At 32.8% G+C, this 23,572-nt stretch carries 15 protein-coding genes; 8 read left to right on the top strand and 7 right to left on the bottom strand.

Features of this window, described 5'->3' with window-relative positions; all coding sequences use genetic code 11:
* Positions 1–2: 2 nt before the first annotated feature.
* Complete coding sequence (locus PQF96_RS12765; protein WP_271766591.1) at positions 3–2,276, bottom strand: GH92 family glycosyl hydrolase; 2,274 nt, start codon at positions 2,274–2,276, stop codon at positions 3–5.
* Positions 2,277–2,567: 291 nt separating this feature from the next.
* Here PQF96_RS12765 and PQF96_RS12760 point away from each other — a divergent pair, with 291 nt between their 5' ends.
* The 5 genes from PQF96_RS12760 (at position 2,568) to PQF96_RS12740 (ending at position 7,911) form a co-directional block, all read left to right on the top strand.
* The gene (locus PQF96_RS12760) at positions 2,568–3,647 is read left to right on the top strand and encodes a sensor histidine kinase (RefSeq protein WP_109436752.1); all 1,080 of its coding nucleotides are present in this window, start codon (positions 2,568–2,570) and stop codon (positions 3,645–3,647) included.
* A complete protein-coding gene (locus PQF96_RS12755) occupies positions 3,647–4,381 on the top strand; it encodes a LytR/AlgR family response regulator transcription factor (RefSeq protein WP_109436753.1) in 735 nt (244 codons plus the stop codon). The genes PQF96_RS12760 and PQF96_RS12755 overlap by 1 nt, the downstream gene beginning before the upstream one ends.
* 114 nt (positions 4,382–4,495) lie before the next feature.
* The gene (locus tag PQF96_RS12750) at positions 4,496–5,617 is read left to right on the top strand and encodes a Zn-dependent alcohol dehydrogenase (RefSeq protein WP_271766589.1); all 1,122 of its coding nucleotides are present in this window, start codon (positions 4,496–4,498) and stop codon (positions 5,615–5,617) included.
* Positions 5,618–5,625: 8 nt separating this feature from the next.
* The gene (locus PQF96_RS12745) at positions 5,626–6,438 is read left to right on the top strand and encodes an alpha/beta hydrolase (protein WP_271766587.1); all 813 of its coding nucleotides are present in this window, start codon (positions 5,626–5,628) and stop codon (positions 6,436–6,438) included.
* Positions 6,439–6,528: 90 nt separating this feature from the next.
* Complete coding sequence (locus PQF96_RS12740; RefSeq protein WP_271766585.1) at positions 6,529–7,911, top strand: SGNH/GDSL hydrolase family protein; 1,383 nt, start codon at positions 6,529–6,531, stop codon at positions 7,909–7,911.
* A 41-nt stretch (positions 7,912–7,952) separates the two neighbouring features.
* On the opposite strand, the gene PQF96_RS12735 is transcribed toward PQF96_RS12740, so the two are convergent.
* Positions 7,953–9,410, bottom strand: coding sequence for a sulfatase family protein (locus PQF96_RS12735; protein ID WP_271766583.1), 1,458 nt, complete (start codon positions 9,408–9,410; stop codon positions 7,953–7,955).
* Between the two features lie 3 nt (positions 9,411–9,413).
* On the bottom strand, positions 9,414–11,972 hold the full coding sequence (locus PQF96_RS12730) for a sugar-binding domain-containing protein (RefSeq protein WP_271766582.1): 2,559 nt from the start codon (positions 11,970–11,972) through the stop codon (positions 9,414–9,416).
* 271 nt (positions 11,973–12,243) lie between these two features.
* On the opposite strand from PQF96_RS12730, the gene PQF96_RS12725 reads away from it, so the two are divergent.
* A complete protein-coding gene (locus PQF96_RS12725; RefSeq protein WP_244299761.1) occupies positions 12,244–13,002 on the top strand; it encodes an AraC family transcriptional regulator in 759 nt (252 codons plus the stop codon).
* 52 nt (positions 13,003–13,054) lie between these two features.
* Here PQF96_RS12725 and PQF96_RS12720 read toward each other — a convergent pair whose 3' ends face one another.
* From PQF96_RS12720 to PQF96_RS12705, 4 genes are all read right to left on the bottom strand, one after another.
* Positions 13,055–14,311: an NAD(P)/FAD-dependent oxidoreductase gene (locus tag PQF96_RS12720; RefSeq protein WP_271766581.1), complete on the bottom strand. Its 1,257-nt coding sequence runs from the start codon at positions 14,309–14,311 to the stop codon at positions 13,055–13,057.
* 11 nt (positions 14,312–14,322) lie between these two features.
* Positions 14,323–14,637 carry a 2Fe-2S iron-sulfur cluster-binding protein gene (locus PQF96_RS12715; RefSeq protein ID WP_109436761.1) on the bottom strand — a complete coding sequence of 105 codons (315 nt, stop codon included), beginning with the start codon at positions 14,635–14,637 and terminating at the stop codon, positions 14,323–14,325.
* A gap of 53 nt (positions 14,638–14,690) precedes the next feature.
* Positions 14,691–15,848, bottom strand: a complete 1,158-nt coding sequence (locus PQF96_RS12710) for a cytochrome P450 (protein WP_271766580.1) — start codon at positions 15,846–15,848, stop codon at positions 14,691–14,693.
* Positions 15,849–16,149: 301 nt separating this feature from the next.
* The gene (locus tag PQF96_RS12705; protein ID WP_271766578.1) at positions 16,150–17,724 is read right to left on the bottom strand and encodes a solute:sodium symporter family transporter; all 1,575 of its coding nucleotides are present in this window, start codon (positions 17,722–17,724) and stop codon (positions 16,150–16,152) included.
* Positions 17,725–18,208: 484 nt separating this feature from the next.
* Here PQF96_RS12705 and PQF96_RS12700 point away from each other — a divergent pair, with 484 nt between their 5' ends.
* The gene (locus PQF96_RS12700) at positions 18,209–20,317 is read left to right on the top strand and encodes a glycoside hydrolase family 97 protein (protein WP_271766576.1); all 2,109 of its coding nucleotides are present in this window, start codon (positions 18,209–18,211) and stop codon (positions 20,315–20,317) included.
* An 83-nt stretch (positions 20,318–20,400) separates the two neighbouring features.
* Positions 20,401–23,565, top strand: coding sequence for a glycoside hydrolase family 2 TIM barrel-domain containing protein (locus tag PQF96_RS12695; RefSeq protein WP_271766574.1), 3,165 nt, complete (start codon positions 20,401–20,403; stop codon positions 23,563–23,565).
* Positions 23,566–23,572: the final 7 nt, after the last annotated feature.

Here is a 23,572-nt window from a genome sequence, read left to right as displayed (position 1 = left end):
TATTAGTTCTTTACACCCCAATTTTTATTAGGAGATGCTCCCATCACAAAATGCAATGTTCCTCCTTGGATTATCTCTTGATGTGTAATGTATGATCGGTTAAATTCTTTTCCGTTGAGTGTAGCTGATTGAATATATATATTGGTATCAGAAACATGTTCAGCTTCAATTATAAAATTGGTGTTTTCTGACAATTGTAATGTAGATTTTTCGAATATCGGGCTTCCTATTTGATATTCTCCAGATGCAGGATTCATTGGATAAATTCCAAGTGAACTGAACACATACCAAGCCGACATTTGTCCACAATCTTCATTACCACTTAATCCATTAGGTGTTGTGTTATACTGAGTTTTTAATATTTCACTTACCCAATATTGAGTTTTCCATGGGGCATTAGCTTTATTAAACATATAGGCAATGTGATGACTTGGTTCATTACCATGTGCATACTGCCCTATTAAACCTGAAATATCTGCTGAAACGTTATCTCCAGTAATCTCAGAATCTTCTGTAAACAGCTGTTCTAACTTTTTTACAAAAACAGTATCTCCTCCAAAAAGTTTAATCAATCCTTCTACATCATGTGGTACAAACCAACTATGTTGCCAAGCATTTCCTTCTGTATAATCTGCATGTACTCTATGGGCAGAAAACTTAGGATCAAAAGGTTCATGCCAATCATTTCCATTTTTAGATTTCCCTCTCATAAAACCTGTATCTGCATCAAACAGATAAGAGTATGCCTGAGAACGTTTTAAAAAATATTCATAATCCTCTTTTTTTCCCAAATCTTTAGCCAATTGGGCCACACACCAATCATTATATGCATATTCTAAGGTTATAGTAACTGACTCATCTAACAGCTCATAAGGGATATATTTATATTTTTTATAAAACTCTAGTCCTCTATCGTTTTGCATCATAGTCTCTTTCATTGCTTCATATGCTTTTTGGACATCAAAACCTCTTATCCCTTTTATATATGCTTCTGCAATTACAGAAACCGAGTGATAACCAGTCATTGTATTTGTTTCGTTAGCATACAAAGTCCAAACAGGCAAGACTTTTTTATCCTCATAATACTCCAACATTGAATTAATAATATCTGTGACCTTATCTGGAGTTAAAAAAATAAGTAAAGGATGCTCTGATCTAAAGGTATCCCAAAGCGATAGCGTTGAATAGGCAGTGTATTCTTTTGCAAAAACGATACTATCATTTTCTTTTCTAAATGCACCATCTATATCACTATAGGTAACAGGAGCCAACTGTGAGTGGTACATTGCAGTATAAAAAATAGTTTTTAAAGAATCTCTTTTTGTTTCAACCTTAATTTTTGACAGTCTCTGTTTCCAGGAAATATCTGCTTTTGTTTTAACAGCATCAAATTCAAAATTATTTTTATACTCTGAAATATTTTCTTTAGCATTTGCTATGCTAACAGAAGAAACTCCAACTTTTACTTCAAGCTGATTTTTAGACCCTTTATTGAAAAATAATTGTGCCGAGGTATTTTTTCCATTAACAAGATTAGTTTTATCAATACTATTATTATCACTATAGAGATCATACTCATTAATGGATTTTGAAAATTGTATAACAAAATATACTTTTTGATTTTTGGCCCACCCTGTACTATAGCGATATCCCGATACAGTAAACTTATCTTCTATATTTATATTTGATTCAACAGTTTCATCCCAATTCATGGCAAACCCTAAATCTAAAATTAATGATTGTTCATCTCCATCATTGTAGGAATAGCGATGAAAAGCGGTTCTTGTATCCGCAGTCAATTCGGCAGTGATATTATAATCTTCTAAAAAGACACTATAATATCCAGGGGTTGCTGTCTCGCGATCATGAGAATACTTAGATGTATATGGTAATTCATCTCTTGTTTTAACAGCAGTAGATAAATCAACCTTTTTATTGATTGGCATTATTCTTATATCATTTAGATCACCAATACCTGTTCCACTAAGATGTAAATGACTAAAACCAATGGTAGTTGAATCAGAATAATGATATCCCGAACACCAATCCCATCCAGAAATACCATTATCCGGGCTTACTTGAATCATCCCAAATGGCATTGTAGCTCCCGGATACGTATGACCGTGACCTCCTGTGCCTATAAAAGGGTCAACGAATTTGGTTACATCTATTTCTTTTTCAACGTCCTTATCTTTATTATTCTGCTCTTTTGTATTACATGAAAAAATTACTATCGATACTATTACCAGCAATTTAATATTGTAAAATATTTTCATACATCTAAAATTTTGTGATTAACTGAAAGTGATACCTTTAAAAACAGGTGTCTATAAATATAACTATTACATCATACTACATTCTCTTCCTACACTTTTAGTTCTCACATTTGATGAAAAAACTATATTTTTTTTCAATGTTCCTTTCATCTGTTTATATTTATCTCATCTATGATTGTTATTTCGGGAAAACAACGACATCATAAATATTTACAAATCTTAATTGTAAACGAATAATTTTAGACCAATAACAAAGCAACTCGGTTAAACGTCTTAAAAAAAAGGAAAAATATGCTTCAGAAAATTAGAAATATTATAAATATAACTCCCGACAATAACTATTCGGTGACTTTAAAACATCATATTATATTTTGGTTTATTTATTTTGTTTTTACCACTTTTAGATGGGGTAGCTATTTTAACGATTACATATACTCTTTTAAAACTACTGCATTAGGTTTTGTGATTCATATGACGTTAAGTTATTTCAACATATACTACTTAATGCCAAAATTTATTCATAAACGGAAATACTTTATCTATATCATATCAGTAATAGCTTCTCTTTTTGTGATGCTTTTAGCAAAATTTTATTTGACTTACTTTATGGTGAGTCATAATGTTTGGCCAGAAGGCCCAGAGGTTACTAATGAGTTAACTCTTAATTATGCTATAGAAATGATGCTTGGTGAGCTTTATGTGATGGCATTCGTAGCTGCAATTAAAGTAACACTAGATTGGTTAAGAGAGCATAAAAAATTAATTGATGTAGAAAAACTACAATTAGAAACTGAGTTGAGATTCTTAAGGACCCAGATTTCTCCACATTTCTTTTTTAATACTTTGAACAATATTTATTCACTTTCGGTAGAAAAGTCAGATAAAACTCCAAAGACAATATTAAAACTTTCTGAATTCATGAGGTACCTCTTACATGAAACAAATCAAAAAAGACAAAGCCTTACCAAAGAGATTATGTGTCTTCAAAACTACTTGGATTTAGAACGAATAAGGTATGGAGACTTATTAAAAATTAATATCAATATTTCTGGAGAAATTGAAGAGAAAGAAATTGCTCCTATGTTACTTCTTTCCTTTATAGAAAATTCTTTTAAACATGGCGCAAATAAAAATATAGGAGACATAGAAATAAACATAGATTTTAATGTATTAGATGATTTTCTTTACTTTAGGGTCTCAAACCCCATTCCTACCAAAACAAATAATAATGAAATTATGACCTATCCTGGCGGTATAGGAATCGGGAATGTAAAAAAAAGATTGGAATTGGGATATCAGAAAGATGAGTACCATCTTGATATCACTACGGATAATGATCAATACGTGGTTGATCTAAAAATTAAAGTATAATGAATTTAAAATGCGTAATAATAGATGATGAACCATTAGCGGTTAATGTCATCAAGAACTATATTTCCCAAACGAAAGGGTTAGAACTTTTAAACTCATTTAATAATGCTGTAGAAAGTATCGATTATATTGTAGGAAAAAGTAATGAAATCGATGTGTTATTTCTAGATATCAATATGCCCCTACTAGATGGGTTAAATCTTTTAAAAAGTCTAAATTATAAGCCATTAACTATAATTACTACTGCACATGAAGAATTCGCTGTAGAAAGCTATGAACTTGAAGTATTGGATTACCTTGTTAAACCAATTTCATTTCAAAGATTTATTATGGCAGTAAACAAGGCCTTCAAAATTAAAGGATATCAACAAAAAGATGATATCACTACTTCTAATGAAAGATCATACATTTTTATTAAAATTGACAAAAAAAAGATAAAAAAAGTATATCTCGATGAAATATTATCAATAGAAAGTCTTCGGGATTATATTAGAATAAATACAATATCCAATAAATATATTATTCATCAAACCCTGAGTAGTTTCACAGAAGATTTACCTTCTGATAAATTTATACGAATTCATAGATCATACACTATATCTATCGATAAAGTAGAAACCGTTGAAGGAAATAGTATTGAAATAGCTGACATACGATATCCAATTGGTAGAAGTTATATCAATGAAGTTAAAAGTGTAATTTTTAATGAAAATGACACCAATTTACTCTCTTAATGATTTTAAATTCATTTTATCATTAATCGGTTAATACAGGCTAACAATATATCAATATAGGTTAAGAAACAGGATTTTCTAAATTTTATATTGTGAAGCATTAAATATATTAAAATGTTAGCAAAAGCAGCAATAGCAGACGGAAAAGGATTATTTACTTTAGAAGAAATTGAAGTTCACCCTCCACAAGGAGACGAAGTACTCGTAAAAATTCAGGCAGCAGGATTGTGCCATACAGATCATGATTCTTTACATTGGGGTAGACCCATCATACTAGGTCATGAAGGCGCTGGTATAGTCGAAGCCATAGGAGATGAAGTAACTACAGTAAAACCAGGCGATAAAGTAATACTTAATTGGGCCATTCCATGCGGTAGATGTTTTCAATGTCAAGAGATGAATCAACATATCTGTGAAAATAATTCTCCTGTAGTTGCTGGAGATAAATTACCAGATGGTGAAGTTTCAACAGGACATGCTGAATTAGAAAGAACATTATACAATGGACAACCAATTGAACGTTCTTTTAATATAGGAACACTATCTACACATACTGTAGTTAAGGAACAAGCTGTTGTAAAATATGATACTCACATTCCTTATAGTTCTGCATCTATAATCAGTTGTGGTGTTATGACAGGTTATGGTTCTGCTGTAAATACTGCAAAGATCAAACCTGGATCATCTGTAGCTGTCATTGGTAATGGTGGTGTTGGGCTAAATGTAATTCAGGGTGCTCGAATTTCTGGAGCAACTAAAATTATTGCAATAGACCTCAATCCTACTCGATTAGAAATGGCAAAACAATTTGGGGCGACTCATACTATTCAAGTAGATAAGGGTGATAAAAATTTACAAAACGCTACTCAACTTGTAAAAGAAATTACGAGTAATGGTGGCGCAGATTATGCATTTGAATGTACCGCTATTCCTGCTTTAGGCGCTGCACCACTAGGAATGGTTCGCAATGCGGGTACTGCCGTACAAGTTAGTGGTATTGAAGAAGAAGTAACTATTGACATGAGTTTGTTTGAATGGGACAAGATTTATATCAATCCTTTATACGGAAAATGCAGACCACAAATCGATTTCCCCATTTTACTTAACCTTTATAAAAAAGGAGATTTATTATTAGATGAAATGGTAACCACAACATACAAATTTGAAAATTTATCTCAAGCATTTGATGATATGCTGGCAGGTAAAAATGCCAAAGGTGTTATTGTTTTTGATTAATTTTTTTTATGTCAAAATTTAGAACTGTAGAAATTTCGGACCCTCGTTTCGAAGCCAATAACTTAAGACATATTACTATTAAAAGTAAGAATCTTAAGCATCGAGGGGATATTAGCGTATTTGTTCCTCCTGGGGAAGATCATAAAAACCTACCCATTGTACTACTTTTACATGGAGTATATGGTAGCCATTGGATTTGGTCTCAAAAAACAGGAATTCATCTTAAAATGAAATCCTGGATAGAAAACAAACATGTTTCTCCTATGATTCTTGTGATGCCTTCAGATGGTCTATGGGGAGATGGAAGCGGATACTTGCCTCATAATCATTCTGATTTTGAACAATGGATTGCAGAAGATGTTATAGATGCTACTATAGAATTAATCCCACAAGCGAGTAAAACTTCTTTATTGTTTATTACCGGTCTCTCTATGGGTGGTTTTGGTGCCTTAAGAATAGGAACCAAGTATGGATATAAGTTTTCTGGAGTTTCGGGGCTGTCTTCAATAACTCGGTTAAATGAAATGAAGAAATTCATAGAAGAAGATTTGTCTCTTCTAAAACAAGATATTATTGAAAATGAATCTGTTTTTGAAACCATTATGAAACATAAGAAACATTTGCCAAAGTTTCGTTTTGATTGTGGAACATCAGATTCTTTATTAGAAGGAAATAGAAAACTACATCACCAACTTGAGGAGCAAGGTATTTCGCACATCTATAGAGAATATCCCGGCGGTCATGAATGGCCATATTGGGAAGAGCATATCAAAGACACTATTCATTTTTTTGATGATATAATTAATCCTAAAAACAGGTAACGAAAAAAAGAATTTGTTTACGTAACTTTTTAACAAATGCCTTTTTCCAGGCAGTGAAATCTTTTATTTTTAAGCTATTATATATATTTCATGATACTAAAAAGTAAAATTAAAAGGATATCTAGTGTACTATTTTTAACCATAGTGCTACTATGTCCAATTCGTGCGCAAGAATTACCATTATTTAAGGATGGTGATGTTGTGGCTCTAATTGGTGATAGTATAACACATGGAGGATCTTTCCATACTTTTCTTCAGATTTTTAATGCCACTCAATTTCCGAATCAAAAAGTTTGTTATTTCAATGGTGGTGTTGCAGGAGATAATACGCCAGGAACTATAGATCGATTAGAAAAAGATATTTTAATCCATAAGCCAAATCATGCCATAATTATGCTTGGAATGAATGATGTTGGACGTTGGTTATACCCCGGTAGTAAAAAAGTAGATGCAGAAACATTAAAAAAACGTGAAGACATTTTAAAGGCATACACTAAAAATATGCAAAAATTAAGTGCCCTTTTGGTTGAACGTGGAGTACAACTTATTTTTACAACACCTTCTATATATGATCAAACTGCGGACATTGAAAGAAAGAATAACTTTGGGATTAATGATGGATTAATTGATTTTGGAAAGGCCGTAAGAAGCATCGCAGAAAAATACGATGCGCCAATAGTAGATTTTAACACCTCTATGTTGGCCGTAAATAAAAAAATCCAGGCCAAGGACAAAACAGCTACCATTGTAGGGCATGATAGAATACATCCTGGTGATGAGGGACATTTGGTTATGGTATATGAAATCATCAAAACGGTAATCCCTGTTGTATTTACTTCTAATATTGAAATTGATGCCAAAACTAATATGATTATTACAACCACCAATTGTAAAGTAGATATAAAAGATGGGATTCATAAATTTTCTGTTATGCAAAATGCATTGCCATTTCCGGTTAAAGAAAGCTTGAGATCAACTGAAAAGCTAATCTTGGGAACGGAAAATATTACTAGAGAAAATTTTTCTGTTCTGCATTTAAACAAAGGCAAATACAAATTATTAATTGATGATATCGAGGTAGGAATATATTCTCATAAAGAGTTAAAATCCGGAATTGATTTATCCAGAAACAGTTTAACACCACAATATAAACAAGCTGAAAAAGTATCTGATTTATGTTTTCAATATAAAAACACCAATGATAAATTACGAACTATAGCAGCAACTGAGTTTAGAACTCTAAAAGAATTTAAAGGGCCTAATACCTATGAAGCCAAAAAAGCATTTTTAGAAGCTAAAAACGAAAAATCCAAAGGAAAAAGCTGGTATTTTTATGAAAAGAAAAAAGCAAAAGAATATTTTGAAGTACTCCCTAAACAAGATTCACTATGGAAAGCTTTGGATACTATTAGAGATAAAATCTATACTAGTAACAAACCTGTTATACACATCTATAAATTGATTAAAATTTAGAAATATTTATATTTCTCTCAAAACTCTTAAAATACTACTATTTAATCCTTATAAATTTTCTCTTTCTCTCCATCTTTAGCCTTATCAATATACCATTGTCTCTTTTTTTCTTCTTTCAATACATTTTCTGCATGAGGATCTGACCATTTTGGAGCAATAGTTCCTTTTGTCCATGATGTATATTCTTTTTTTAACTCTTCTAATTTTTCAGGCATAACAGAAACTAAATTATGATGCTCGTAGGGATCATTAACCAAATCAAAGAGGTGAAACTTTTGTTTATAACCAGAATATACCATTTTAAAGTTTCCTTTTCGCATTGCAAATCCAGCTCCATTAGAATACCTCCAATATAAGATATCATGGGGGTTTTCATTTTTTTGATTTTTTAAGTATGGCGTTAAATCTACGCCATCCAGACTTTCAGGTTTTGGATGTTTAACTCGCGAAGCAGATAACACTGTTGGATAAATATCTAAAGCGGAAATAGGTTTTTGATATCGTTTTCCTCCATAAAAATGCTTGGGCCACGAAACCAAAAAAGGTACACGAATTCCACCTTCAAACAGCATGCCTTTATGGCCTCTAAAAGGAGCACTACTGGCACTGTGAATGTGTCCTCCATTATCACTGTAAAAGAAAATCAACGTATTTTCATACTCTCCTGTTTCTTTCAACTTTTCTATTACTTTTCCGATACCCGTATCCATTCCTACCACCATAGCCCCATAAGCAGCTCTATCTCCATATTCCATATGCTCCATAGCTTTGAGGTAATTATCCGTAGCTTGTATGGGCGCATGTGGAGCATTGTAAGCCAAATACATAAAAAAAGGTGCTGTGTTTTTAGAATATTTATCTATATAACTTATTGCTTCATTTGTAAAATCGTCTGTAAGATAAGTTAACTCATTTTGTGGCACGGGAACTCCATCTTTTAAAATACCTTTCATCTTTTGTTCAATATCTTTACCCGCATTTCCCCAATAGTTTAATCCACCACCGTAAAAACCGAACCAATCATCAAATCCACGTTGATTTGGCCAAAACTTTTTATCATCACCTAAATGCCATTTTCCTATAGCGCAAGTTTGATATCCATTTTGTTGTAGTATTTCTGAAAGTATTAATTCGTTTAGTGGTAGCCCTGCGTCAGGATCAGCGTGATCATACGGAGTGTTATTCTCATGACCAAAACGTTGTTGATAACGTCCAGAAAGTAGACCAGCTCTGCTTGGGCTGCAATAAGGGTGTGAAGCATAACCTGCTTCAAAACTTATACCCTCTTTAGCCAATTGATCCAGATTTGGAGTAGGGATATCTGTTCCTCCATTAAAACCAACATCCCCCCACCCTTGATCATCTGATAATATAATTAAAATATTTGGCCTTTCTCTCTTTTTTTCTACAGATACCTGCGAGAGTTCAGTCTGCTTACAACCAGCTATCAAAAGGTATAAACAAAAAAAAACTATGAACTTAATATAAATTTTCTTCATGTTTTAATTAGAAACGACAGTTACTTCGTTCTCAATATTTTTATCGTAAACTAATGCTTTTATATTGATATTCCCATTATTTTTTGTTGATTGAACATATAAAACTGCTTTACCGTTATGAGTAATTATTTCATTTGTTTTATGTGGTTGTGTATTCATTTCCCAGCCATTATCAACTCCGATGTTTTTCCCTTCACCTTCTATAGAAAATGTTATTTTGGTATCATTATCAGTTATTAAAGTTCCTTTTTGATCTAAAAGTTTTACTTCAATCACAGCGACATCATATCCATCAGCATCAATAGTCGTTTTATTAGTGGTTATTTCTATTTTAGAAATTTCCTTTTGCGATGTTAAACTATATTCATCTGCTTTTATCCCATTATTATAACCTATAATCTTTAATTCGCCATCAGTATAGGGTACTAACCATTTTAAGATATGATCATCTTCCACAACATCTGCTAATTTCTGTTTTCCTAAAGAGGTTCCATTTAAGAATAATTCAGCCTCTTCACAATTCGTATACGCTTGTACTATGATAGCTTCATCATTTTTATAATTCCATTTCGGGTATACCTTATACCATTCCCAAAGGCGTAACATATTCCATACCGGTGGAGGTGTTAGTTGCATCTCAAATTTCCAACCGTCTTTTTCGGTATACGAAAACTCTGATTCACTATTCGGAGTGGTTACCATATACACTTTTGGTTCTTTTTTCCATAGCGTTTCAAAGAAATGTCCTCTTGGAGTTTTAAACCCTGCAAAATCAAAGAAAGAAATATTTAATCCTTTACGCGGCCAAGGTCCTGCTTCACCCATATATGCGAACCCTGTCCATGCAAATATACCAGCTACAAAATCTCGATCAATAACTTCTTTCCACTCAGAATATGTTCCCCAATTTTCTGAACCTAAGATTTTCAAATCAGGATAAGTTTGATGTGCTATATCATAATCTGCTTGACGGTAGTTGAAACCATATACATCCATCGCTGTTCCATAACCACTTACCATTCCAATAGAAGGTAAGACACTTCCACAAACTGTAGGTCGTGTATCATCTTCTTCTTTTACCCATTTCACCAATTTCTTAGCGATAGTTACAAGTGGATCAATTGAATCTATATTCTTTTCAAAGACAGGAGCTATCTTTTTAGCATCATAAACTGGTACGTATTGATAACCAGCTGCACTAGAATTAGGATTTACCTCATTAAATGTTTCTGAATAATGTGGATATGTCCATTCGATTTCGTTACCAATACTCCACATAAATACCGATGGGTGATTAAAATCGCGACGAATCAAATCTTTTAAATCACGTTCTGCCCATTCGTTAAAAACTTCAGGATAAGCTTTTGAAGCTTCTTTGGATGCCGCATTATCACCCAGATACACTTTACTTTTAGCTTTAGGCTCGCTCCACTCATCAAAAGCTTCGTTCATGACCAGAAGTCCTAATTCATCACACACCTCTAACAATTCTGGCGAATGTGGATTGTGAGCAAAACGTATGGCATTAGTACCTATAGATTTTAGTTTCTTCATACGATATTCCCAAATAGACTTAGGCACGGCAGCACCTACTGCTCCTGCATCATGATGTAAGTTCACTCCTTTGATTTTCATATGCTTTCCGTTTAACGAAAAACCAGTATTTGCATCAAATTTGAAGGTTCTTATTCCGAAAGTTTCAGAAACATCATCTACTAACACATCATCCTGATAAACCTCTACTTTTAAAGTATATAGATTTGGCGTCTCTATGGACCATAATTTGGGAGTATTCATTTGGATTGTTACTTCATCAGAGAACGATTTGTTATCAATTGTTTCTCTTTGCCGAGCAACAGCCACATTATTTTCATCTACAATAAAATAATCTAATGTTATTTCTTTATCATTAATTTCTCCTGCATTTTTTAAAATAGTTTTTATATTAATTTCTGCAAGTTCTTTAGATACTTTTGGCGTTGTTATTTGTACTCCCCAATGATCTATGTGTAAGAGTCCTGTTTTAATTAATTTTACATTGCGATAAATTCCAGAACCTGTATACCATCGAGAATCTACATAGGCAGAATGATCAACCTTTACTGCAATCGTATTTGGTGTTCCATCATATTTTAGATGAGGAGTAAGGTCATATATAAAAGAAATATATCCATTTGGACGTGTACCTAATAATTTTCCATTAATCCAAACTGTCGAGTTGTTATAAACCCCATCAAATTGAATACTGATTTGCTTGTTTTTATCCGCTTCTGTTAAAAGAAAGGATTTTCTATACCAACCAATACCTCCAGGAACAAAACCACTACTAGCAGCTGTTTCACCTTCTTTTTGATACCCTTCTTCGATACTCCAATCATGAGGCACATTTAATACTGTCCAATTCGTATCATTAAATGATAATTTAGAAGCTTCTGGTTCATCGCCTAAATAAAATCTCCAGTCATAATTAAAATCCTCAATGACACGAGAAATTCCTTCATTGTTATTGGTACATGATGAAAAAACAGATAATATGCTTAGTAATAAATAAAATAACCTCATAACTCAATTTGTTTTTATATCCTTTAAATCCCTCATAGACCATAAGTCTATGTCCTTAAACAAAACTATAACATTCTAATAGTTATAATTTATACTATATTTGCAATATCTTTAACATTATTCTCATCTGAAACGAGTTATTACAAATAATAAAATTGCCGTATCTCTTGAAAAGATAGAAACACCTTTACATTCATCTTTTCATACGGGAGTCTACAGTCAGCCATATTTTAGTGGAGCGTGGCATTATCATCCAGAATATGAATTATTATTGATAACTAACGGAAGCGGGAAAAGATTAGTTGGAGACCACGGAGAAAACTTTAAAGAAGGAGACTTAGTATTATTGGGAGGATTTTTACCGCATGCCTGGATTCCTGATGATAAATATTTACTACCGGATTCTATAGCATATTGTGAATCGATTTATGTTCAGTTTAAAAAAGATATTTTTGGTTCTTACTTTGTTGACATCCCTGAATTAAAAGGAGTTAGAAAGATATTGCTTGCTTCAGAACGTGGATTAAAGATTACAGGGAAACACAAAGAAACTATTATACAGTTACTGAAAGAGATTCCTGAACACTCTCCTTTTGATCAATTATTAAAACTTCTCAAGATATTAGATTTAATCAACTTATCTGGTTTTCAATCTTTAGCATCTGAAGGCTATCTAAAAAAGAGTTTCTTTTTTAAATCCAATCGTATTCTTAAAGTACATGAATACATTATGGAAAACTATCAAAAAGAAATTTCGGTTGAAGTTTGTTCTGAAATGGTTAACATGACGGTTTCTTCTTTCTGCAGGTACTTTAAAAAGGAAACTGGCTATACCTTCACCAACTATCTCAACAAGGTACGTATTGATTTTTCAAAAAAACTACTAGCTAATACCGATTTACCAATCAAAGAGATTGGTTTTGAATGTGGTTACAACTCGGTACCCTATTTCAATAAACAATTTAAAAAAATAGTACATATCTCTCCATTTACCTATAGAAAATCATTGAATAAAAATGAACAAAACTAAAATAGATTTGTTCATTTTAAAATAAGAGGTAAAAAATATATCGTTATTTAATCTACTCTATTAATAAATTAGCAGGTTTAAAATCTATTGTTGAGTCAATTAGTTTTGATTGATCTATTTTCTTATTTCCTTTGATAAATTTTGTACCTAAAACGTATGCTTTGGCATTGTTAACCGCATCAACTGCCAGTAATGTATCATCTTTAAAATACCAAATTGAAAATTTTGGGTTTTCGCTTTCCTCGTTTCGTATCAGTACCTTATTATATCCTGTGGATAAACCTACCATTTGTAATTTGATATCATATTGATCTGACCAAAACCAAGGTAAAGTGTCATAAACCAAAGGCTTACCGCAAATAGCTGCAGCTGCCACTTTAGCTTGATCAACTGCATTTTGTACAGATTCTAACCTAATAAAACGATCATAATGAGGATTATGATGAAAAGTACAATCACCTATAGCATAAATATCTTTATCATTAGTCTGGGCTGTTGCATCAACTCGTATACCATTTTCGATTTCGAGTCCGGCATTTTTTGCCAGTTCCAGGTTAACGTGAATACCAACCCCTACTATTACGATATCGGCTTCAAAACTTGAGCCATCTGAGCATATTACAGTATTCACTCCTGCTTTAGCATTAAAGGAAATCACATTTTTATCAGTCTGTACATCAACACCATTCTTAGCATGTAGCTCCTTAAAAAACGTTGACATTTCTGGGGCTGTAACCCGAGCTAAAATACGTTTTTCGCGTTCTAAAACAGTTACGGAAGCACCCATTTTTTGAAGAGAAGCAGCTACCTCTAAACCAATATATCCCCCTCCAATTACTACAACACTTTTGTGTTGACTTATGGTTAATGCATTGCGTATATTTTCTACATCTTCTGCTGTACGTAATGAATATAAATTACTTATGGTTTCAATACCCTTAATTGAAGGAATAATTGGGCGTGCACCTGTAGCTAAAATCAATTTGTCATACACTTGTACAGAACCATCTTTTAATATAACGCTATTTTCTGAACGATTAATTGAAGTAACTGTAACTCCTAGTTTTAATACAATATTCTCTTTTTCATAACTTTCTACTGATTTTAAAAAGTTTTTTTCAATAGCATCTTTGTTTGCCAAATATCCTTTTGAAAGTGGTGGACGATGATACGGAAGAACAGGATCTTTATCAAAAAGTATAATATTTCCCTCCCATCCTGCTTTCCTTAAAGAAAAAGCAAAATTTACCCCTCCATGACTTGCTCCTATAACAACACAAGTCCTATCATTTGAAAGATTTTCAGACATCAAAACTAATTTTATTCGCTTTCAGCTACTTGTAATACCAATCCATCCAATGCATCAGTAATTTCTATTTGACAACACAATCGGCTATATTCATTTGCGTGATCATTAAGCTCAAGCATATCCGTTTCAATTTCGCTCGCTTCTCCTGTTTTTTCAACATGTTCTGGAGCTACATGTACATGACAAGTTGCGCATGAACACACACCACCACAATCTCCATCGATTCCTGATACGCCATTATCCACTGCAAGTTGCATTATAGAGCCCGAAGCTCCTTCTAATATAATTGACTCATTATCGGTTGTTACAAAAGTGATCTTAGCCATAAAATTTCTTTATTTAATTTATCTTATATTTTTAAACGTTGAAGAAAATAGAGTTAAAGTGCATTAAAATTTACAGAAATGCTATCATAACCTACTTTGCGCTTGAATTGATCTAAATCTTCTATATTTTCTTTGTAATCAATAATATCAATTGATTTGATTTTCTTCGCCAAACTAGTTAATAGAATATTCATAATCTGACGAGCATGTGTAGCTCCGAGACAATTATGATGACTAAAACCAAAACCAACATGTGGATTAATTTTACGATCTAATACAATTTCATTTGGGTTTTCAAATACTGAAGCATCACGATTTGCAGAGGCCCAGCACAATGAAATTTTAGAATCTGCTTTCACAGCATGTTCACATACTTGAGTATCCTCGGTTACCACTCGTCCCATTTGTGTTAATGGAGAAAAGTACCGAATAAATTCTTCAACAGCTTTACTAATCATATCTGGATTACTACGTAAACTTTCTAACGATTCTGGATGTTCTGCTAAATAAGCAATCGAATTAGTGACTGCATTAATAACCGTATCCCTTCCTCCTGCAAAAGTTAAAATTATAATACCTTTTATTTCTTCATGAGTTAACTTTTTTCCATTTACTTCTGACGTTAATAACATCGAATACAAATCATCTCCAGGATTCTCAATTGCTTTATAAATTTGTTTATCAATATAATCATAAAGTATATTGGCTTTATCCCCATCTAATGCTTCACCTTCACTACGAAAAACATGTGTTCCCCATGAAATCCATATTTCAGATTCTTCAAAAGGAATATTAAGTAATAGTGTCAAGGCACGAGACTGTAATTTTAATGAAAAATCTTCTATTACCTCAACCGAATCTTTAACTATAACTTCATCAATAATCTCTTCGATTTGTGCCGTTAGTTTTTCCTGATACTCGGGCTGTAACGGTCTTTTAAACCAAGGTTCTATTAATGATCGATAACTCTTATGCAATGGTGGATCTACTTCAAATGGAATTTGGCGTGTATCTCGTATATTTACTTCAGAAGGAACAACAATACGTCCTGGCTCAGCCTCTGATTGAAAAACTTTCCAATTATGCGCACATTTACGAACATCTTTTAGGCGTAAAATCATAGTGACAGGATCATCCTGGTCATTCATTTTACCATAACCTTTGTTTATACGGGCTTCTTCAAAAGGGTCTGAAAGTTTACTTTTTTCCATCTTATTAAATCTTCTTTTTCTATTTCAACATCAATTCCTATCAAAATTTAAGTAATATATGTAATATAATTACCTCGAATTACAATATACCTCACTCTATATCATACAAAGAACGTTAGATTAGCCTCATCAATATTATTCTATTTTAACCTATACTTAAACTATATTGTCATTAATTTATATACACTGATTCATTTTATATTGAGAAATGTCAATCAAAACAAAACCCTTTACTTAGAAAAGTAAAGGGTTTTGTTTCATATTAGATAGAAAATATTAGTATCTAACGTATTATTTAATATTATCTAAAAATCACATAAGTGGATAATACAACCAAGCATATAAGCACACCTACTATCTTAACATATTTCCAAGGTGTTACATCTACTTCTTTAGTATATGTTTGTACATATTCATCTTCTCTTGGTTTTAGTTTTCCGATTACCAACATAATAATTACCGTTAGCACAAACGTAATCGCTTGCATATGTAACATATGTAGATCTGTTGCTTCAAATCCGTTAGCTAAAATTATATAACCAACATAAACAGTAAAAGCAAATATTATTCCCACATTAGCAGCCAATGCAGGTACTCGTTTTGTCAAGAAACCAATTACAATAACTGTTAAAATTGGGATACTATATGCTCCATTTACCGTTTGTAAATATCCAAAAATACTATCGGCATACACTAAGAACGGAGCAATCAACATAGAGAAGAAAGCCAAAATAACCCCAAAACGCTTACCAACTTTTACGATCTTCTTATCTCCTGCTTCTTTATTTATAAATTGCTTATAAATATCAACACCATATAAAGTTACACAACTATTTAATGCAGAGTTGAATGAACTTAAAATTGCGCCAAATAATACTGCTGCAAAAAATCCAACCCATACATCAGGTAATACATCGGCAACCAATTTTGGATATACATCACTGGTATTTAAATTTGGACCATATTTATGAAAAGCGATAATCCCTGGTAAAACTACAATGATAGGACCTAATATTTTGATAAAAGCTGCTAGTGTTAAACCTTTCTGACCTTCTGCTAAGTTTTTTGCTCCAAGTGCACGTTGAATAATTTGCTGATTACTACCCCAATAGAATAACTGTACTAGCATCATACCAGTGAAAATAGTTGCAAATGGAATAGATGAATCTGGACCTCCAACTGCATTAAATTTCTCAGGGTGATCAGTTGCTAATTTAGTCAATCCTCCAAAAACGCTACCATCATCACTGATAGCTAACAATCCAAAAACAGGGATTAAAAGACCTCCTATCAGCAAACCAACTGCATTTATCGTATCAGACACAGCAACTGCTTTTAAACCACCAAAAATTGCATAGACAGAACCAATAATACCTATTCCCCATACACAAATCCAAACAGCAGCCCAATCACTTACTCCAAGCATTTCTGGGATTCCAAACATTCCACTAATTGCCTTTGACCCTGTAAAAAGTACCATTGGTAATAATACAACGGCATACCCTGTAAGGAATAATCCAGATGTTAGTGCTTTGGTAGTACTATTAAAACGTCTTTCTAAGAAAGTAGGAAGAGTTGAGATTCCACCCTTTAGATATTTGGGTAATAAAAATATCGCTGTAATAACCATCGCAATAGCTGCTAATGTTTCCCAGGCCATTACCAAAATACCATCTGTGTATGCATCTCCATTTAGTCCTACAATTTGTTCTGTAGAAAGATTTGTCAACAACAAAGAACCAGCAATCACTGTCGCGGTAAGGCTTCTTCCTCCCAAAAAATATCCCTCTGAGGTATTCTCATTTGTTTTCCTTGTGGCCAAGTATGATATCACTGCTACTAATAATGTAAATCCTATAAATGAAATAACTCCCATAATATTTTAATTCTGTTAATTTTTTATTTTGTAATAGCAACGAATATATCAATGCATTATTTACATCTGTAGAACATATGTCTTTTTACCTATAATTTTTTCTTAATCACTACTTATTTTAATAGGAATATTGTGGTATTTAAACAAAAAATCTGTAGCCAAACATTTATCAAAGCGTTACTAAAGCTACAATGATACTATTTCTTTATACCAAAAATTCCATTTTTCATCTTTAAAAAACATTAACACAACATATGTTGTATGATTTACTCCATCTGTAATACTATTTATAACCACACAAAGGTAATTTTATCTAATAATGCATTATTACAGGTTATGAATATATTTTTAGATAATACTTTTATGAAGGGTAAAGTCATTTCTGTCTCAATCTAATAAATCCAAGTAGTGCGTTTTTTAGGTTAATACATTCTAATTGAAAGTATAAGTACAATTACTAAAGCTATTTAAAAACAAATTATTGATGACTAAATATATCTCTATAATCTCCATACTAATTATTTTTATTAGCTGTACATCAAAAACAGAAAAAAGGATTATTACCAATCTGCAGTCTCCTGATCAACAAAACAAATTTTCTTTTGTTGTAGATAGCAGTGGGGTTCTATTCTATAATGTCCAGCATAATGATGTAGAGTTTATAAAAAAATCAGCTTTAGGTTTTGAATTACAGAAACATTCTTTAAAAAATAATTTTAAAATTCTTTCTTCTGAAGAATCCACTCATGATACGCAATGGAAAACAGTCTGGGGACAAAGAGAAACAGTAAGAGATTATTATAATGAACTTACTTTACATCTAAAACAAAAAGAAACAAACCTATTATTAGATGTAGTTGTAAGAGCATATAATGATGGTATTGCTTTTAGATACGTATTTCCAAAACAAGAAAATTTAAAAGATTTTATCATAATGGATGAACTTACAGAATTTGATTTTGTAGATGATTATAAAGCATGGTGGAATTTTGCGGATTATGATAATTATGAAAAAGAGTACTACAACTCTCCTATTAGTAAAATTGGAGATAGTATTCAGTTTTGGAGAAGACCAGGTAAAGAAGAACGAGCTAATATGGCTAATACTCCAACCACCATTGAGGTTAACGACAATCTGGTTATTAGTATTCATGAAGCCGACCTAACCGACTATGCGGGAATGAACTTACTAAACACATTAGATAACTCTAAACTAAAAGCCCATCTTACTCCTTGGTTAAACGGAGATTTAGTAAGAGCAAAAACGCCTTTTCAATCTCCATGGAGAACCATTCAGATTTCAGAAAATGCCGGAGGACTGGTGGAGTCTGATATGATTATGAATCTAAATCCTCCCAATGCATATGAAGACACCAGTTGGATAGAAACGTATAAATATATTGGTATTTGGTGGGAACTACACATTGGAAAAACCGCGTGGGCAGAAAAAACTCAATTTGGCAGACCCATTACAAAGCCACATGGTGCCAATACCAAAAATGCAAAATATCATATTGACTTTGCTGCTAAACACGGAATTCCAGATGTTCTAATTGAAGGATGGGATAAAGGTTGGGATGATATGGAAGGATCATGGACAGGATATGGCATATTTGATTGGAAAACATCTACAGATGACTTTGATATTGAAGAAGTGTGCCGCTATGCCAAAGAAAAAGGAGTACGTATGATGATGTACCATGAAACAATATCTGATATTGATCATTATGAACCCGCTATGGATGAATTGTACAAAATGTGTAGTGATCTTGGCATTAAAACAATCAAAGTAGGATATACCGGTGATGTTAACTATGATACAGAGAAAAAGACATATAAACAGCATCACCATGGACAATATATGGTTCGCCACTACAAAAAAATGGTTCAGAAAGCGGCAGAATACAAACTCATGATTGTAAATCATGAACCCATTAAGTTTACAGGAGAACAAAGAACGTATCCAAATCTTATGGCTCGAGAAGGTGTTCGAGGACAAGAATATAATGCCTGGAGCAAAGGAAATCAACCAGAACATGGTGTTGTATTACCTTTTACCCGAATATTAGGAGGTCCTATTGATTATACTCCGGGAGTTTTTAAGATGTTCTTAGGCAAGAGAGATTGGAGCGAAGTACCATTTAGAGTAAAAACAACAATTTGTAAACAGTTAGCATATTACCTAACTATGTATAGCCCAATGCCCATGGCAGCGGATTTGCCAGAAAACTATGAAGGTAATGCTGCTTTTCAATTTATCAAGGACGTTCCTACAGATTGGTCAAATTCTAAAGTTTTAAATGGGAAGATTGGAGATTATTATACCGTAGTAAGACAAGAAAAAGGAACTGATAATTGGTATTTAGGAAGTATTAGTGATGAAAATGGTCGTAATCTAGATATTGATTTATCTTTTCTATCTAAAGACAAAACCTATGAAGCTACCATTTATGCCGATGCAGAAGATGCACACTGGTTAGAAAATCCAGAAATCTTTGAAATTACCAAAAAGCAAGTTACCTCTAAAAATAAAATGACTTTAAAACTGGCTCCCGGAGGAGGACAAGCCATCGCATTTATAGAAATAAAATAACAAATATTATAGTAATCTAATCTCGGTCTTTTAATACATCATAAAAGACCAAGATAATTACATCACATATCAAGTATTCAACAATGAAATCATTATCAATAATAGTTCTCTTATTTTTTATTACTCTAAATATCCAAGCACAATACGCCAATGACTGGGAAAACCCATTGGTTGTTCAGAAAAACAGAGCCCCATCAAGGGCTACCCTGTACTCCTACCCTACTATTGAGCAAGCCAAAACTTTGGACAGAGAGAATTCTCCCTGGTACAAGTCACTAAATGGAATATGGAAATTTAACTGGGTACATAAACCTGCAGATGCTCCTAATGATTTTTATAAAGAAGACTATGATGTGTCTAAATGGGATGATATCAATGTACCGTCCTGTTGGGAGATGAAAGGGTATGGAAAGATGACTTATGTAAATTCGGGATATCCATTTCCTAACAACCAACCTTATATAGATCATAATCATAATCCAGTAGGTTCATATAAACGCACAATTACTATACCCAATGATTGGGAAGATAAAACGATACTTATAAATTTCGGAGGAGTATTAAATGCTTATTATTTGTATGTCAATGGGCAAGAAGTAGGATATAATCAAGGGAGTTATACGACTTCAGAATTTGACATCACCAAATACATCAAAAAAGGAAAGAACACTATTGCTGTAAAAGTATATCGCTGGAGTGACGGTGCATATTTAGAAGATCAGGACAATTGGCGAATGAGTGGTATTTTTAGAGAAGTATTCCTACAGGCCTGGCCCAAAATTGCGATTTCCGATGTGTTTGTACAAACGCCATTAGATGAAAATTATAAAAATGCTAAACTCAAACTCAGACCCAAATTAAATATTGCTCCCGATGTAAAAATAGATGGCTATACCGTAAAAGCAACTTTATTAGATGGTGAAAAAGCAGTGTTAGAAAAGCCTTTAGAAATTTCAGCAAAAAAGATAGTTGACGAATGGTATCCGCAAACAGACAATGTATATTTTGCTTTATTGGAAACAGAGGTTACTAATCCAAAAAAATGGAGTGCAGAAAACCCTAATAGGTATACATTAATATTGACTTTAGAAAAGGAAGGAAAAGTAGTTCAAGCAACTAGTACAAAAATTGGCTTTAGACAAATAGATGTTAAAGATGGAGTATTACTTGTAAATGGAAAACGCATAATCATGTATGGAGTCAACAGACATGATCATAGCCCAACAGGTGGTAAAACTGTAAGCCGCGAAGAAATGCTTGAAGATATTACTATCCTGAAACAAAATAACATGAACCTGATACGTACTTGTCACTATCCTAATGATCCATACCTTTATGACCTTTGCGACGAATTGGGTATCTATGTTATGGATGAGGCCAATCTAGAATCACATGGATTGCGTGGGGAACTATCTAACCGACCAGAATGGTCATACTCATTTTTAGATAGAGCAATAAAAATGGTAGAGCGAGATAAAAACCATCCATCGATTATATTTTGGTCCTTAGGAAATGAATCTGGCACTGGTCCAAATCACGCTGCAATGTCTGGATGGGTTAAAAATTACGATCCTACCCGTTTGGTTCATTCTGAAGGTGCTCAGGGAGATCCAACCGATCCAAAATATATTAAGCAAGGAGATATGGATAATTTGACCAATATTCTAAACCCAAGAGACAGATCATATGTAGATGTTATTAGTAGAATGTATGCTCCTGCAAAAACTCTAAGAAAATTTGCCAAAGACCCTAATGATAATCGCCCAATTATAAACTGTGAATTTATGCACTCCATGGGAAATTCGTTAGGAAGTCTTAAAGAATATTTGGATGACGCTCGTAGTAATCCCAGAATTATTGGAGGTGCAATTTGGGATTATATAGATCAAGGTATTCTATTAAAAAATAAGAAAGGAGAATCGTATTGGGGATATGGAAATGACCCCAATGAAAACTTTGGGTTTGATCCTCGTCGTTTTAATTTTTTGATTAACGGAATTATTAATCCTGATAAAAGTCCAAAACCAGCATTATACGAATGTAAAAAAGTGTTTCAACCTATCGAGTTTTCTGCAGTACCTAATAACGAATTTAGCATAAAAGTTAAGAACTGGCATCACTTTACAAACCTAAAAGAGTATCAGTTTAACTGGTCATTAAAAGCCAACGGAAAAACAATACAAGCAGGTAAATTATCAGAACTAAATATTGAACCTACATCCGAAAAAATAATTAAGATTCCGGTAGATAACTTTACTAAAGAAGCCAATATTGAATATAGTATTCGTATTAATGCTGTTTTAAAAGACAGAACTATGTTTGCAGATGCTGGGTATGAAATCGCATGGGAAGATTTTGTATTATCAAAATTAACTTCAGAAATAAAAGAAACACCTAGCAACGTAACATTTGTAGAAAACGAAGAATATATTGTAGCTACTACAGCCAAATATGAAATCAAAGTCGATAAAAAAACAGGTTTTATCACTTCATATGAGTCTAATAAGAAGTCTATGATTTTGTCCCCTTTACAGCCCAATTTAGTTCGTGCATCTACAGATAATGATAGAGCTCGTGGAAATAAGATTGTGAAAGACGCACAACAATGGAAATCATTCTCAGAAGACCTTTCTATTAAAAAGATTAGCACTCAAAAAAGCCAAAAATCAATTATAGTTGAAGGTACTTCTACTTTTGATTCAAAATTTGAATTTACTTACCGTTTCCTAGAAAACGGAGTCAAAGTCAGTTTCAAAATAAACAAACCAGATACCGCACCGCTATTCATTCGTTTAGGAATGCAGACTACAATTCCAAAACAATTCAAAAATACCAGTTATTATGGCAAAGGTCCATATGAAAATTATTGGGATAGAAAAGAAAGTGGGAAATTGGAGTTACATACTTGTGAAACTGACAAATTAGCCTTTGATTATATTTATCCACAAGAAAATGGAAATAGAAGCGATGTACGGTATGTAGATTTTATCAGCGAGCAGCAGCAAGTTTTACGAATAAAAGGGTTTCCAACCATTGATTTTTCTATTTGGCCATATTCACAACAAAACTTAGAAGAAGCCACACATACCTATGATCTAAAAATTGAGGATTTTTTTACATTAAATATCGATTATAGACAATTGGGTGTTGGTGGAGATGATAGTTGGAGTCAAAAAGCGATAGCACAACCCGAGTATAGACTAAACAAAAACGAATATGATTATTCATTTTTGTTTTCTGTACAATAATTCTTTT

This window comes from Aquimarina algiphila (assembly GCF_947494415.1).
Classification (GTDB): Bacteria; Bacteroidota; Bacteroidia; order Flavobacteriales; family Flavobacteriaceae; genus Aquimarina; species Aquimarina algiphila.
Note: the sequence above shows the minus strand (reverse complement) of the source record. Positions and strands in the feature narration are given on the sequence as shown.

Bases quoted from the DNA above. Each gene is read 5' to 3' on its own strand.
- PQF96_RS12765 (WP_271766591.1), bottom strand. From the start codon at position 2,276: ATGAAAATATTTTACAATATTAAATTGCTGGTAATAGTATCGATAGTA.
- PQF96_RS12760 (WP_109436752.1), top strand. From the start codon at position 2,568: ATGCTTCAGAAAATTAGAAATATTATAAATATAACTCCCGACAATAAC.
- PQF96_RS12755 (WP_109436753.1), top strand. From the start codon at position 3,647: ATGAATTTAAAATGCGTAATAATAGATGATGAACCATTAGCGGTTAAT.
- PQF96_RS12750 (WP_271766589.1), top strand. From the start codon at position 4,496: ATGTTAGCAAAAGCAGCAATAGCAGACGGAAAAGGATTATTTACTTTA.
- PQF96_RS12745 (WP_271766587.1), top strand. From the start codon at position 5,626: ATGTCAAAATTTAGAACTGTAGAAATTTCGGACCCTCGTTTCGAAGCC.
- PQF96_RS12740 (WP_271766585.1), top strand. From the start codon at position 6,529: ATGATACTAAAAAGTAAAATTAAAAGGATATCTAGTGTACTATTTTTA.
- PQF96_RS12735 (WP_271766583.1), bottom strand. From the start codon at position 9,410: ATGAAGAAAATTTATATTAAGTTCATAGTTTTTTTTTGTTTATACCTT.
- PQF96_RS12730 (WP_271766582.1), bottom strand. From the start codon at position 11,972: ATGAGGTTATTTTATTTATTACTAAGCATATTATCTGTTTTTTCATCA.
- PQF96_RS12720 (WP_271766581.1), bottom strand. From the start codon at position 14,311: ATGTCTGAAAATCTTTCAAATGATAGGACTTGTGTTGTTATAGGAGCA.
- PQF96_RS12715 (WP_109436761.1), bottom strand. From the start codon at position 14,637: ATGGCTAAGATCACTTTTGTAACAACCGATAATGAGTCAATTATATTA.
- PQF96_RS12710 (WP_271766580.1), bottom strand. From the start codon at position 15,848: ATGGAAAAAAGTAAACTTTCAGACCCTTTTGAAGAAGCCCGTATAAAC.
- PQF96_RS12705 (WP_271766578.1), bottom strand. From the start codon at position 17,724: ATGGGAGTTATTTCATTTATAGGATTTACATTATTAGTAGCAGTGATA.
- PQF96_RS12700 (WP_271766576.1), top strand. From the start codon at position 18,209: ATGACTAAATATATCTCTATAATCTCCATACTAATTATTTTTATTAGC.
- PQF96_RS12695 (WP_271766574.1), top strand. From the start codon at position 20,401: ATGAAATCATTATCAATAATAGTTCTCTTATTTTTTATTACTCTAAAT.